The sequence below is a fragment of the Janthinobacterium aquaticum genome (genome assembly GCF_009208565.1).
Taxonomy (GTDB): Bacteria; Pseudomonadota; Gammaproteobacteria; order Burkholderiales; family Burkholderiaceae_D; genus Janthinobacterium.
In genome coordinates this window covers 394,689-408,424 of sequence record NZ_WFLK01000002.1, presented here as the reverse complement: position 1 = coordinate 408,424, position 13,736 = coordinate 394,689, and the positions used below count along the sequence as shown (strand labels likewise).

At 63.1% G+C, this 13,736-nt stretch carries 9 protein-coding genes; 4 read left to right on the top strand and 5 right to left on the bottom strand.

Translation table 11 applies throughout. The features are described from left to right. Position 1 precedes the first annotated feature (1 nt). Entirely contained in the window at positions 2-1,933 is a 1,932-nt protein-coding gene (locus GCM43_RS04700) for a CocE/NonD family hydrolase (protein ID WP_152242350.1), read from the bottom strand. A 293-nt stretch (positions 1,934-2,226) separates the two neighbouring features. Here GCM43_RS04700 and trpS point away from each other — a divergent pair, with 293 nt between their 5' ends. The 3 genes from trpS (at position 2,227) to GCM43_RS04685 (ending at position 6,334) form a co-directional block, all read left to right on the top strand. Further along, complete coding sequence (gene trpS / locus GCM43_RS04695) at positions 2,227-3,306, top strand: tryptophan--tRNA ligase (protein WP_226929318.1); 1,080 nt, start codon at positions 2,227-2,229, stop codon at positions 3,304-3,306. Between the two features lie 160 nt (positions 3,307-3,466). Beyond that, the gene (locus GCM43_RS04690) at positions 3,467-5,062 is read left to right on the top strand and encodes a pyridoxal-dependent decarboxylase (RefSeq protein ID WP_152242349.1); all 1,596 of its coding nucleotides are present in this window, start codon (positions 3,467-3,469) and stop codon (positions 5,060-5,062) included. Positions 5,063-5,077: 15 nt separating this feature from the next. Further along, positions 5,078-6,334, top strand: coding sequence for a voltage-gated chloride channel family protein (locus GCM43_RS04685; RefSeq protein WP_152242348.1), 1,257 nt, complete (start codon positions 5,078-5,080; stop codon positions 6,332-6,334). On the opposite strand, the gene GCM43_RS04680 is transcribed toward GCM43_RS04685, so the two are convergent. Both GCM43_RS04680 and GCM43_RS04675 read right to left on the bottom strand, forming a co-directional pair. Then, positions 6,331-10,302, bottom strand: coding sequence for an NAD(P)-binding protein (locus GCM43_RS04680; RefSeq protein ID WP_152242347.1), 3,972 nt, complete (start codon positions 10,300-10,302; stop codon positions 6,331-6,333). The genes GCM43_RS04685 and GCM43_RS04680 overlap by 4 nt on opposite strands. Positions 10,303-10,735: 433 nt before the next feature. Beyond that, positions 10,736-11,725, bottom strand: a complete 990-nt coding sequence (locus GCM43_RS04675) for a chemotaxis protein CheB (RefSeq protein WP_152242346.1) — start codon at positions 11,723-11,725, stop codon at positions 10,736-10,738. A 153-nt stretch (positions 11,726-11,878) separates the two neighbouring features. Between GCM43_RS04675 and GCM43_RS04670 the strand changes: the two genes are divergently transcribed. Next, the gene (locus GCM43_RS04670; protein ID WP_152242345.1) at positions 11,879-12,223 is read left to right on the top strand and encodes a DUF1294 domain-containing protein; all 345 of its coding nucleotides are present in this window, start codon (positions 11,879-11,881) and stop codon (positions 12,221-12,223) included. A 7-nt stretch (positions 12,224-12,230) separates the two neighbouring features. On the opposite strand, the gene GCM43_RS04665 is transcribed toward GCM43_RS04670, so the two are convergent. Continuing rightward, positions 12,231-12,977 (bottom strand): coiled-coil domain-containing protein, encoded by a 747-nt coding sequence (locus GCM43_RS04665; protein WP_152242344.1) that lies wholly within the window; start codon positions 12,975-12,977, stop codon positions 12,231-12,233. A 135-nt stretch (positions 12,978-13,112) separates the two neighbouring features. Then, the gene (locus GCM43_RS04660) at positions 13,113-13,730 is read right to left on the bottom strand and encodes an LON peptidase substrate-binding domain-containing protein (RefSeq protein WP_152242343.1); all 618 of its coding nucleotides are present in this window, start codon (positions 13,728-13,730) and stop codon (positions 13,113-13,115) included. Positions 13,731-13,736 lie beyond the last annotated feature (6 nt).

Genomic DNA, 13,736 nt, shown 5'->3' with positions numbered 1-13,736 from the left:
CCTACTCCTTGGGCACGATCGGCAGCTCGATGGCCGTCGCTGCGCCTTGCGCGTGGTACACGCGCTGGGTCGCCTTTTGATAATCCTGTGGTTGAGCCAGGAAAATATTCGGCACAAAGGTCTGCGGATTGCGGTCGTACAGCGGGAACCAGCTGGACTGGATCTGCACGGCAATGCGGTGTCCCGGTAAAAACACATGGTTGGCGTTGGGCAGCGCAAAGCGGTAGCGTTCGATGCTGCCTGAGGCAATTGCGGTCGGATGCTCGAGGCTGTTGCGATAACGGCCGCGGAAGATATCCATCGCCACGCCCAACTGGTAGCCGCCCATGGCCGGCTGCGACGGCACTTCATCGGGATACACATCGATCAGCTTGACCACCCAGTCGGCATCGCTGCCGCTGGTGGCGGCAAACAGGTTGACCATCGGCGCGCCGGCGATCCGCACCGCCTCTTTGAGCGGCGCCGAAACATAGCTGAGCACGTCGGTGCGGTCGGCGTAGCCGCGCTGGTCGCTGACCAGCCAGGGCTTCCATACATCGCCATCGTTGAGGCGCACCGGACGCGGCACGAACGGCACCGGCTTGGCCGGATCGGCCACGTATTCATCATAGGCGCCGGCAGTGTCCTGGGCGCCGGCCGGGGCGGCAAAGGCCAGCTGATAGCCGTCCTGCAGATAGACCGGCGTCAACGGCGTGTCGCACGTTTCGCAGGCCAGCGGCCAGCGCTGCAGGCGCTGCCACTGGTTGGTGCCGCTCTGGTAGGACAGCACCGGCGGCGTGGCGGCCTCGGGCGCACCATCTTTCAGATACTGGTTGAGGAAGGGCTGCATGACTTTTGCACGGAACTGGCGCGCCGTATCGCCGTCAAACTTGAGCGCACCCAGACTGGAGCCTTCATAGTTGACGCCGCTATGGCGCCACGGGCCGATAGCCAGATAGTTGAGCTTGTTGCCCTTGTCCCGGCCCTCCATGGCGCTGTAGGTGGCGTAAGGACCGTAAATATCCTCCTGATCCCACTGCCCCACCACATGCATGGTGGGTACCGTCAATGGCCGCTTGGCGAGGATCTTGTCGAGCGCCTGTTCCTGCCAGTAGCTGTCGTAGGCCGGGTGCGCAAACAGTTTTTTGGTATAGGTGAGCTGGTCGATACCGAATTTTCTGGCAAAATCGCCGGCCGAGCCGATGCGCAGGTAGGCATCGTAATCGTCCCAGGCGCCCAGCGCCGGCGACTGGCCGGCGCCGCGCACACTGGTCTGGCCGGCGATATAACCAAGGCTGGGCATGCGGAAGGCGCCGTTATGGAACCAGTCGTCGCCGCGCCAGCCGTCAACCATGGCACTCATGGGCACGGCCACTTTCAGCGCCGGGTGCGGATCGACCAGCGCCATCAACACCGTATGACCTTCGTAGGACGAGCCCAGCATGCCGACCTTGCCGTTGCTCTCGGGGATATTTTTTGACAGCCAGTCAATGGTGTCCCAGGCATCGGTCACGTTGTCGACTTTGGTGTGATTGAGCGGGCCGCGTACCGGGCGCGTCATCACATAGTCGCCTTCGGAGCCGTATTTGCCGCGCACATCCTGGAAAACGCGGATATAGCCGTTTTCCACCAGCGTATCGTCGCCTTGCGGCAGCATGGCCAGCATGCTGGGGCTGGCGGCGCGCTGGGCGCGGCGGGCAGCGTTGTACGGCGTGCGGGTCAGCATGATCGGTGCGCGCTGCGCCCCTTTCGGCACCACGATCACGGTATAGAGCTTGACGCCGTCGCGCATCGGGATCATCACCACGCGCTTGACGTAGTCGTTCAGGTCCGGCATCTCCAGCTTGGCGCCGATGTCGGGTGTCATCGGTGCAATCTGCGCCAGCGCAGGGGAACAGAGCAGCGCAGCAGCAAGCGCCAGGCAGCCAGGGCGCAAAGGTCGGGCAAACATCATGGGGTCTCCGGGACAGAACAATTATCAGTCGGCAATAGTACCCGGAAAGCAAGAGCAGCAGTGCAGTGCCCTTGCTGGCAGTCTGTCTTTGACTTGACAGACCGCTGACAAACTGCAACCATACCGCCATGAATTTTATTCCGTCACAACGCGCTTGCATGCATTGGTGGTCCCGCTCACTTTCGCGCGGCCACTGCACAGTGATATAAACATGATCAAACGCCGCCTCGATCGGTGGCGTAACAGGCAAAACCTGGATCATCCCCGATGAAGGCGGCTCGAAAGGAAACTTGATGAGCTTGCCGAACACTCCCGATACCGACACCGTTAACACCGATGCACCTGCCGCGCCGCTGTCGGCTGCCGCCATCGCCTCGCAATCGGTGATCCTGACCGGCGACCGCCCGACCGGCCCGCTGCACCTGGGCCATTACGTGGGCAGCCTGCGCAACCGCGTGGCCTACCAGCACGACTACAAGCAGTTCATTATGCTGGCCGACGCCCAGGCGCTGACCGACAATATGGACGATATCGACAAGGTTCACCGCAACGTGGTGGAAGTGGCGCTCGATTACCTGGCCGTCGGCATCGACCCGGCCAAGACCACCGTCTTTATCCAGTCGCAGATACCCGAACTGGCCGAACTGACGTTTTACTACCTGAACATCGTGACCGTGGCGCGCCTTGAGCGCAACCCGACCGTCAAGGAAGAAATCCGCCTGCGCGGCTTCGAGCGCGATATTCCGGCCGGCTTCCTGACCTACCCGGCCAGCCAGGCTGCCGACATTACCGCCTTCAAGGCCGGCGTGGTGCCGGTCGGCGAAGACCAGATCCCGATGATCGAGCAGACCAACGAGATCGTGCGCCGCTTCAACCGCATGTACAACCGCGAAGTGCTGATGGAATGCAAAGCCCTGGTGCCGGAAATCGGCCGCCTGCCCGGCATCGACGGCAAGGCCAAGATGAGTAAATCGCTGGGCAACACCATCAACCTGGGCGCCACGCCCGACGAGATCACCGCTGCCGTCAAAAAAGTTTATACCGACCCGCTGCACCTGCGCGTGGCCGACCCTGGCCACCTGGAAGGCAATGTGGCCTTTATCTACCTGGACGCCTTCGACCAGGACAAGGCGGCGCTCGAAGAGATGAAGGCCCACTACGTTCGCGGCGGCCTGGGCGACAGCATCGTCAAGAAACGCCTGGAAGTGGTGCTGCAGGATATGCTGGCGCCGATCCGCGCGCGCCGCGAAGAGTTTGCCAAGGACAAGGGCCAGGTGATCCAGATGCTGCGCGAAGGCACGCTGCGCGCGCGCGAAGTGGCAGCGCGCACGGCCGATGAAGTCAAGTCGGCGCTGGGCTTGAACTACTTTTAACTGATGTAGGTCGGATTAGCCGCGTAGCGGCGTAATCCGACAATATTACCGGCGACCGCGGCTGATCTTGTTGGATTACGCCGTTCCGGCTAATCCAACCTACGAGATATGCGCTAAGTCGGATCCAAGATTTTCTGCAGCACTGAACAAGAATTCCCCTATGACCGACACCCCACTCGAGCTGCTGCTGCAGCAGCACTTCTCCATCGCTGCCCTGCAGCAGTCGCCGGCTGCCCTGCAGCAGGCGCTGCGCATGCTCGGCAGCTGGCTGTCGGCCGAGCATGCACCGTATCCGCATGTGCCGTATGCCGAACTGATCGAAGAGCTGACGGCCACCAGCGCGCCCGACACCGGCATGCCGGTGATGCAATTCCTCGAGCATCTGCAGCACACCGTGCTGGCCAATACGGCCCAGCTCAATCATCCGCAATATATCGGCCATATGACCCAGGCCCTGCCCTGGATCAGCGTGCTGGCCGAAGCGTTTACGGCAGCGCTGAACCAGAACCAGGTCAAGATCGAAACGGCCTATGTCTCGACCCTGATAGAAAAGCAGCTGCTGGGCTGGCTGCACCGCCAGGTCTACCGCCACCCCGAAGAAGTCTATGTGCAGTCTATGTCGGCCACCAGCGGCGCGCTGGGCAATATGGTCAACGGCGGCACCATGGGCAATCTCACCGCGCTGGCGGTGGCGCTGGAAAAGCAGTTGCCCGGCACGCGCAAGCGCGGCCTGTTTGCGACAATGCAGGAGTCCGGCTACAGCGGCCTGGCCGTGATCGGTTCGGCGCGCAGCCACTACTCGATCAAGAAAGCGCTGGCCAGCCTGGGCCTGGGTGAAAACGCCTTGCATCTGGTGCCGGTCGATGGCGACAACCGTATCGACCTGGCAGCGCTGGAGGTGACGATAGCCGACCTCAAGGCGCGCCATATCAAAATCGTGGCGCTGGTCGGCATTGCCGGCGCCACCGAAACGGGCGCCATCGATCCGCTGGCGCAGCTGGCCGCCATTGCCGCGCGCGAACAAATCTGGTTCCATGTCGACGCGGCCTGGGGCGGCGCGCTGCTGGTGGCCGAACAGTACCGACACTTGTATGCAGGCATCGAACTGGCCGACTCGGTGGTGATCGACGGGCACAAGCTGCTATGGGTGCCGATGGCGCAAAGCATGGTGCTGATGCGCGACAGCGCCAGCCTCAACCTGCTCAAGCACAACGCCAATTACATTCTGCGCGACAATTCAGGCGACCTGGGCCAGACTTCGCTGGAAGGCTCGCGCCGCTTCGACGCACTCAAGCTGTGGACGTCGTTCAAGGTGCTGGGCCTGGACGGCTACGGCACACTGCTGCAGCAGGCCGCCACCCTCAGCGCGCAGTTCCAGGCGCTGCTGGCCGACCAGCAGGACTTTGAGCTGGTCACCCGTTCCGATACCTTTATCCTCACTTACCGCTATGCGCCCGCCCGCATGCGCGCGCGCATGGCCGAACTGCTGGCCGAGGGCAACACGGTACTGGCCACGCAGCTCAATGCGCAACTCAATACCCTCAACGCCAAGCTGCAGAACCGCCAGAAAGCCGAAGGGCGCAGCTTTGTCTCGCGCACCGTGCTCGAGTCGACACCTTACCCCGGCCCGACCAATGTGCTGCGGGTGGTGATGAGCAACGTGCAGACCCGTCCTCATCACTTGCGCGCCATCCTGGCCGAGCAGCGCGCCATCGGCCAGACGCTGCTGGCCGAACTGGCCTTGCCACCGATCTAGCATCGCACGCTGCCCATGCTCAACACCCTCGCCGACCTGCGCCAGCTTTTATTCACCTTGCTCAAGTGGCTGCTGATCGCAGCGCTGGTGGCGGCCATGGCCGGCACGGCTTCGGCCTTTTTCCTGTTTGCCCTCGACTGGGCCGCCAGTACGCGCAGTACGCATGCCTGGCTGATCTGGTTGCTGCCGCTGGCTGGCCTTGCGGTCGGCTGGCTGTACTGGCGCTTTGGCCGTGAAGTCGACGGCGGTGTCGGCGTGCTGATCACGCAAACGCGCACACCGACAAAAATCGTGCCGCTGCGCATGGCGCCGCTGGTACTGGCCGGCACCATCGTCTCGCACCTGTTCGGCGCCTCGGTCGGCCGCGAAGGCACGGCCGTGCAGATGGCCGGCGCAATGGCCGACCAGCTCACCGGCCTGTTCAGGCTTGATGAAGATGAGCGGCGCATCGTGATCATGGCCGGTATCAGCGCCGGCTTTGCCTCGATTTTCGGCACGCCGCTGGCCGGCGCCATCTTCGGGCTGGAAGTGCTGGCCATCGGCCGCATGCGCTACAACGCCATCGTGCCGTGCCTGCTGGCCGCCGTACTGGCCGACCAGGTCGGCCTGCTGTGGGGCGCGCATCATACCCATTATGCAGCGCCGCTGGTACCCACGGTCACGGCTTGGAGCCTGGGCGCCATGGTGATCGCCGGCGTGCTGTTCGGCCTGACCGCCAGGGTGTTTGCGCAAGCCACCCATGCACTCGCTGCGCTGATGAAGCGGCTGCTGGTCTGGCCGCCGCTGCGCCCGCTGGCCGGCGGCCTGGTGGTGGCAACGGCGGTCTGGCTGCTGGGCACCGAGCGCTATATCGGCCTGGGCATTCCCACCATCGTCGACTCGCTGCTGCAGCCGCTGCCGGCGCACGATTTCCTGGCCAAGATGGCGTTTACCATCGTCTCGCTGGGCAGCGGCTTCAAGGGCGGCGAGGTCACGCCGCTGTTCTTTATCGGCTCGACTCTGGGCAATGCGCTGGCGCCGGTGCTGCACCAGCCGTTCGCCCTGCTGGCCGCAGTCGGCTTCGTGGCCGTATTTGCCGGCGCAGCCAATACGCCAATCGCCTCGACGCTGATGGCCATCGAACTGTTCGGCGCAGAAATCGGCATCTACGCCGCCATCGGCTGCTTTGTTGCCTACCAGTTCTCCGGCCAGGACGGCATCTACCGCGCACAAGTCGTGGCCCAGCCAAAGAACCCGCCAGCGCCGGCGGCGCAGGCAACAGGCCAGCCCTAGGATTTGGCCGCCTGCCGGCTGCCGCCAGCAGCAGAACGCACCTTGTCCATCGCCTTGCGCCCGGCCAGGAAAGCATGGTCGGAGTTGTAGTATTCCCACTCGCTGTAGCGCCCGGCCAGCACGATATCGTGCTGTTCGAGCCAGTGGCGTATCAGCGCCACATTGGCGGCGCGCGCGTGGTCATACACTACATAGGCATACGGCATGTCGACCTGGTTGGCCACCAGCACCTTGTCGTCGGCGCGCAGGAAACCGACCCTGATGCAGTCTTCCACGCAGCGCCGGATCAGCTCCTGCCCATCGCAGGGCAAGGGCTTGTACGGCGAATACGAGATTTCGCAGGTAAAACCAAAGCCGCCCGGCGCATTGCATTCAGGACTGGCGTTGCCCTGCACAAAGATGCGGTGAAAGATGCTGTCTTCCGGGTAATAAATCCAGTGCTTGTCGGTGACATGCTCGCGCGCCACGCCGATATTGACGCAGCGGATCGACACGTGGCGCAAGGCGCGCGCCGCCGCCTTGACCGCCTCTGGTGCCTGCGCACCGATCAGCCGGATCAACTCCGGCAGCGGCATGGTGCTGATCAAGTGCTCATAGCGGTAGCGGCGCCCGTCGGCCAGCGCCAGCATATGCTCAAGCGGCAGCACCTGCGCCACCTCGGCATTGAGCTCAAGCTTGCCGCGGATATGCGGCAAAAAGCCGTTCATCAGCGCCTGGAAGCCGCCACGGCGCGGATAGCCAAAGCGCGCATTGGGCCCCATCGGCCGCGCTACCGGCTGCAGCGCACCATCGATGATTTCACCGAGGTCAGGCAGCGGCACCCGTCCGCCCAGCCATGACGTTTCCATCTCTGCCAGCGGCACGGTCCACAGCTTCTTGTTGTAGGGAATGGCAAAGTGGCGCGCGATACCACTACCCCATACGCGGTAGATAAAGTCCTCAAAGCTTTGCGTGGCCGGCGCGGCGGAAGCGGCCGCGTCAGGTTCAGCAGAAGCGGCCCTGGCCTCGCCAGCCTGTTTGACCGACCCCGTTATGGCCGCACCATCGGCGCAGCAGTCGTCGAGAAGCTTTTGCCCCGGCGGCTGCACCTTGCACACAACTGGCGCACTGGATGGCGCCGCACTGGCGCCATGGCGCGCCTCGATGGCGCCCAGGATGCATTCCTTGATCACCTCGGGCGGCAAGCCATACAGTGCCCCTTGGAACGGATAGCGCGTATGCACGCCCTTGCTGTAGACCCAGGCTTCGCGCATCTGCCAGTGCTGGTTCTCGCCGAGCAGGATGTCATACAGCTTGAGCACATAGGGGTCATTGGAAAACATGATGTGGCCGGCGTAATCGAAGGTAAAACCACCGTCCTGCAGCGACCGGCACCAGCCGCCCACGCTGCCATGGCGCTCAAACATCACCGTATTGGCGTCGCCATGATAGGCGGCCGACAAGCCGGTGGGACCGCCGCCGATAATCACGCAGTCCACCGCCTGGCTGGCGCCGGTCGCACGCAGCGCATTGACCTTGCCGGTTTCGCTCTGCGGCACCGGTGCGCTTGCCGCGCTGTCGCTGGCCTGGTTGTCGCTGGTCTGGTTGTTGCTGGCCTCGCTGGCCGCGCCGGCAGTGGCGCCCTGGTGCAAGGCCTGTTCCAGCAAGCCGTGCATCTGCGTGGCGGTGGCGTCCCACGAAGTACCGGCGACGATCTCGCGCATGCGCCCGGCCATGGTGGCAGTTTGTTGCGGCGTCTGCGCCAGTGCCGCTTCACAGCTGGCAATAAAACCGGCATGGTCGCGGCCGATGGCCACGATATCGCCGTAAGGCACGGCCACGTCGTGGATCGCCGTGCTGACGATGGGCAGCTCGGCCGCCATGTATTCAAGCACCTTGGTCGGGCTGATATAGCGCGTCGCTTCGTTCAGTGCAAACGGCATCAGGCACACATCCCAGCCAGCCAGGAACTGCGGCAGCGCCTGGTATGGCTGCTGGCCCAGGTAATGGATATTGTGGCGCTGCGGCAGCGTGGCTGCATCGATCTTGACCACCGGCCCGACCAGCACGATCTGCCACTCGGGGTGGGCGTCGGCCAGTGCGGCGATCAGATCGGCATCGAACCGCTCGTCGATCACGCCATAGTAGCCAAGGCGTGGCCGGGCAAGCTGGTCCTGCATGGGATGGGCGTTGCTGCGGTCAAGCGCCTGTTCAAAATGAATCGCGTCGACGCTGCTGGCAAAGCAATGCACATGGGCATGGCGGGTGCGCTTGGCCTCGTACAGGCTCGGTCCGCCGGTAAACACCAGGCTGGCCAGGTTGAGCAGCGCCGACTCGCGTTGCAGCAACTGGCGCGGTGACGAGCGGAAGGCCGACAGTTCGTCCATGCAGTCGTAGACCACCAGCGCCGGCTCAAAGCAGGCCAGCAACGGCAAGGCCATCGGCGTATAGAACCAGACGATGGGCGCCGAACGCTCCGGCAGCAAGCCATCGAGCAGCGACTGCAGCACGGGAATCTGTTCGTCATGAAAGCCGGGCGCATGCACCGGCGTGTGCGGCCGGATGACGGTCACGTTCGGCGCCGGCGTACTGGACTGCAGCCGTGCCTGGCCAGGGTCGTACACCGGCTCTTCAATGAAAATCACCTGGTAATGCTGGGCCAGACGCGTCAGTAATTGCTGCGGGCGCTGATAGACGAAATCCCAGCGCAGATGACTAAAGACAATAAGGTTGTGCATGACGGTCTCCCTGGAGTTGCCCTGTGGGTCGAGATTGACACACAGTTGTTCGTTTGCCTGATGGGCCGATTGCTTGCGCGCGCGTTCGCACAGATTGGCAGTGAGCTGTTGCGCTTGCGTGATCGCCTGCGCATAGGGCAAAACCAGCTGGCGTTGCAGTGGGTCGGGCGCCTCGTGCGCCAGATCCCACAAGCCGCTGCGGTGCCACTGCTGTGGCTGGTCCCAGGCGGGCCGGTCGATGGCCGGATACAGGCAGATGCCCAGGCAATCAACGCCCTGCCCGGTCGCCAGCGCCGCCTCGGCGGCGATCTCGCGTATCCAGGCGCCGCGCCCGCTGCCGACATGGCTGGTTTCGGCGATCAGTATCGGCCGCCCGTAGCGCTGGTGGACTTCGACCAGCAGCTGGTGTAGCGGCAGGCGGCGCGTGTCGGCCAGGTGCCACCACAGGCGCATATTGCTGCCGCATTCCCATTGGTTGTCGTGGTAATAGTTGGCGCCGATCAGATCGAGATAGCGCGGTGCGCCGCCCAGTTCCGGTTCAAGGCGCCCGCACAGCATGTCCCAGGCGTCGTACTGCGCTGCCCGCCAGCTTGCTGCCTGCGCCTGCCATTCGGGCATGGCCTCGGGCGCGACGATATGGATCAGCGGGTCGCACTGCAGCAGGCGCGCGCCGGGCGTGACCTGCCAGATGGCGTCGCTGCCGGCAATACTGGCACGCACCAGCTGGCGCTTGGCTTCGCTGCCGGCGCGCTCATCGTGCATATTGTTGCAACGGAACATATGCACCGACAGGCCCCAGCTGGTAAATGACAGTTCATTGATCGGCGAATAGACCGGCGCGGCGCCGCCATAAGGCGCCAGGTACTCGGCGCAGGCGCGGCAAAAGCGTGCAAAGCGCGACACAAACTGCGGCCCATAGACATCGATGTCGGCTGGCCAGCCATAGTGGCAGAACGTCCAGCAGATCTGCAGGCCGAACTCCTGCGCCGCTTGCAGTCGCTCATCGAGAAAGCGCAGGTCAACTACGCCGTCCTGCTCGGCCAGGCGCCAGCCGATCGATTCACGCACCGTGCAGATGCCGAACTGCTGCAGCAAGGCGTAATCGGCGCGGCCACGCTGCTGGTGGCCGTTGGACTGGTTCATGTCCTGCGGCACGCCGCCATGATTGACGTGGTCAGCGCCTTCATAACCGGCCTGCCAGTAACTGGCAAATGGCGAAGGCTGATCTAGCCTGGTCGGCGGTGCGTTCATATGCCCGCCCCGCTGGTTGCCTGGGCGTTCCAGCGCGACCTGAAACTGCTCAACGGGAGCGGTGCCAGCTGCAAGCGCACGTGGTTAAACCAGCACATGATGCCCCCTTGTTGACTGCCTTACTGGAATAGCAAGAAAGTAAACAAATTTTAACAATGTTTGGTAACGGTTGCGCTGGCTATTCCGCGCAGAAATATGTGGTGGGAGAGGGACTACAGGGCTTCAAGCCGATTGCTTACTTTCCACTAAAGCCTTGCTGTATGCGGCCTGCAAACCATGATAGCGATGCAGCCAGTTCACGCGATCAAGCGTGCCACGGCTAGCCAGAGTCAGTTGCATGATAATAAAATGTATGGCAAAAATCTTTGCCTGGCTCAGTGATATCAAGCAATATTTTACATTCTCGTGGAATGCTGTCAGTGGCAATCATTGGTCAGGCGGCGGCCTTGAGCAGCACGCTGCGTAGCAGTTCAGCCTGCTCGTGCGCCTGCGCTGCCTTGGCCGCATAATCGATGGCGGTACCGGCATGGCGCCAGGTCGTGGCCTTGGCGGCCAGACTTTCGTACAGGCGCTGTTTTTCCTGCAGCGCACGCACGGCCGCCCAGATGGCGTCCTCGGCCTTTTCATGTTGCAGTTCGGCCAGGATGGTGGAGGTAAAGCTGTGTCCGGTATGGCAGCGAAAACGCCTGGGCTGCTGTGCGTGCAACTCCCACAGGGCGCCATGGCATTCCGGACAGGTAAAGGTCGACGGCGTGGCAATTTTCTGCAGCTCTTCCATATCGCCGCCTCCCCTGGCAAAACGATTTTCCACCACCGTCACCTCGGGTATCGCAGACGTAATGGCAGCCGACTGACGCCCGATCACCAGCGCCAGCAAGGCCGGGCCGATCTGCGCTACCGGCAGGCACTGGTCAACCTGGACATTGAGCAAGGCGCTTTGCGGCATCGACGGCGCCACCGCTTCGGACGGCTGCTGCACGATGGCCGTGCCGCCGCAGGCTTTGATGGCGGCAAGACCGGCGGTACCATCGTCGAGAAAGCCGGTCAGCACGACCCCGATCACATTGGCGCCAGCGGCAGCGGCTGCCGTACGAAACAGTGGATCGATGGCCGGGCGCGTATGGTTTTCCTTGGGGCCGCGCGTCAGCTCGATCACGCTTTGCCCGTCCAGCGAAGTGACCAGCATATGCTGGTCCGGTGGCGCGATCAGGATGCGGCCCGCAAGTAGCGGTTCGCCGTCGCGTGCATAGCGTACCGGCAAGGCCGAAGTTTTCGCCAGCAGTTCAGGCAGCACGCTGTCGCGCGCGCCGATATGGGTGACCACCAGCACCGCCGCCGGAAAGTCAGGCGGCAGGCTGGAAAAAATGACAGACAGGGCTTCCACGCCGCCCGCCGATGCGCCGATAACGATCAGAGGTTTCACTGGGAGCCTTCCCGCGTGATGAGTAGAGCCTTATTGTGCGACACCGCAGCCGCTGGCGCGGTGCGCCGCTTAACACAGAGGCATGATGGACAAGGTAGGCAGCAGGCGCGCCACGCCGTACAATGCAGCACCGCCACTCACGCCGCCCGCCGCATGCCCTACGCCATTATTGCCTTGTTCGTGTTGTGCCACGCGCTAGCGAGCGTGCTGTGGCAGGTTCCGCTGCTGGTCGCTGCCGCCTACGGCGTAATGAGCATCACCGCCTTTGCCTTCTATGCCATCGACAAGCGCGCCGCCCGCAACCGGGCCTGGCGCACGCCGGAAAAAAATCTACTCTTGATGGGGCTGCTATGCGGCTGGCCGGGCGCGCTGCTGGCGCAGCAGCTGCTGCGCCACAAGACCAGCAAGCAATCGTTCCAGACGGCGTTCTGGCTGACGGTGGGCCTGAACCTGGCAGGCTGGGGATGGCTGTGCGGGCAATACGCACAGCGGGTTTAACTCGATATCATCCGACCGGCGTCTTGAAAATCGGATCGACAATAAACTGCTGCGCCTTGATGCGCAGCGTACGTTCTTCGTCGAGTTCGGCGCGTGTTTCGCCGAGTTCTTCGCGCTCCGCTTCGAGCTCGAGTCGCACGGTGGCCAGCTCGGTTTCCACGCGCGTCAGGCCTTCCAGCTTGAGCTGGGCGGCGATCAGTTCGGTGCGCGCCTGCTCGGCTGCTTCTTCCAGGCGTGGAATGCCTTCGAGCTTGAATTGCGCCTTGGCCAGGTCCATGCGGGCCTGCTCGGCCGCCTCTTCCAGGCGTGGCAAGCCTTCCAGGCGCAGCTGCGCCTTGGCCAGGTCGGTACGGGCCTGGTTGGCCACCTGGCGCTCACGCTCGAGTTCGGCGCGCAGGGTCTCGATCTCACCGGCCTGCAGGTCCAGCTGTTCCTGCTGGCGCTCGTTCTCCGTAGCCAGGTCCATCAATTCTTGTTGATTGTCGTTCATTTCCGCTTCATGCAAGCTGGTACTGGCCTGCAGTTCCTGTCCCACGAAATCGAGTATGGCCTGGCGCAGCACCGGCGACAGTTCCGCCGCTGCAGCAAGCTGGCGCTGGGTGCCGGCCTTGCGGCGCTGCAGGAGTTTACTGATGGTGCCCAGGCAGGCAGTATTGCCCAGCTTGTCGCGCAGCGCGCGTACCGTCAGCGCCTGGCCTTCCGCTACCAGGCTGTCCATCGCTGCATTGATCTGTTCCGCGCTTGCTTTTGCCATCTGGTTTTCTCTTGAGTATGCTGGCGCTATTGCCAGGGTGATTATCTTAACGAAGCGGCGTCATAGCGTAAAGTATTTCTCAACAGAAATTGCAATTGCACAACGACATCTTGACGTAAACAAAAGATTGTACAGTCAGTTATCGAGTAGTCCGTTGTCGGCCAGCACGTCCTGCACCAGTTCCAGGCGCAGCACGGCGTTATCCTGGCTCAGCAGCAACTGCTTTTGCAACGGCGTCAGCGACAGCAGTTCGCACCAGCGATTGGCCACCCAGCCGCTCTCGTCCAGGCGATAAGGCGGCTGCAACGGCATCTGGTCCAGCGGAATTTTTTCTTCCTGCAAGGTGCGGATCAGCGCGCCCAGCGCGTCGGCCACATTCTGCTGTTCGGCCGGTATCGGCACCGGCAGGTCGGGCGCCAGCATATCGATTTCGGCCATCCACAGGCCATGTTTCAGCTGTTCGCTCGACAGCACGCGAAAGCGCTGCGTGCCCATGCACTTAATCTGCAGCAGGCCCGACAGCGGCGCCGCCCAGTCCATCACGCGCGCCAGCGTGCCGACCGGCGCCAGCGTCTCCTGCTGCCCGGGCTTGCGCACTTCCGCGCCGGCCAGCAATTGCACCACGCCAAACGGCTGCTCGCCGGTGATGCAGTTGCGTATCATGTCCAGATAGCGCACCTCGAAGATCTGCAGCGGCAGATAGCCATCGGGATACAGTACCGTATTGAGCGGGAACAAGGGTATCGAGGTCATGCACGC

Bases quoted from the DNA above. Each gene is read 5' to 3' on its own strand.
- GCM43_RS04700 (WP_152242350.1), bottom strand. From the start codon at position 1,933: ATGATGTTTGCCCGACCTTTGCGCCCTGGCTGCCTGGCGCTTGCTGCT.
- trpS (WP_226929318.1), top strand. From the start codon at position 2,227: ATGAGCTTGCCGAACACTCCCGATACCGACACCGTTAACACCGATGCA.
- GCM43_RS04690 (WP_152242349.1), top strand. From the start codon at position 3,467: ATGACCGACACCCCACTCGAGCTGCTGCTGCAGCAGCACTTCTCCATC.
- GCM43_RS04685 (WP_152242348.1), top strand. From the start codon at position 5,078: ATGCTCAACACCCTCGCCGACCTGCGCCAGCTTTTATTCACCTTGCTC.
- GCM43_RS04680 (WP_152242347.1), bottom strand. From the start codon at position 10,302: ATGAACGCACCGCCGACCAGGCTAGATCAGCCTTCGCCATTTGCCAGT.
- GCM43_RS04670 (WP_152242345.1), top strand. From the start codon at position 11,879: ATGCCCTACGCCATTATTGCCTTGTTCGTGTTGTGCCACGCGCTAGCG.
- GCM43_RS04665 (WP_152242344.1), bottom strand. From the start codon at position 12,977: ATGGCAAAAGCAAGCGCGGAACAGATCAATGCAGCGATGGACAGCCTG.
- GCM43_RS04660 (WP_152242343.1), bottom strand. From the start codon at position 13,730: ATGACCTCGATACCCTTGTTCCCGCTCAATACGGTACTGTATCCCGAT.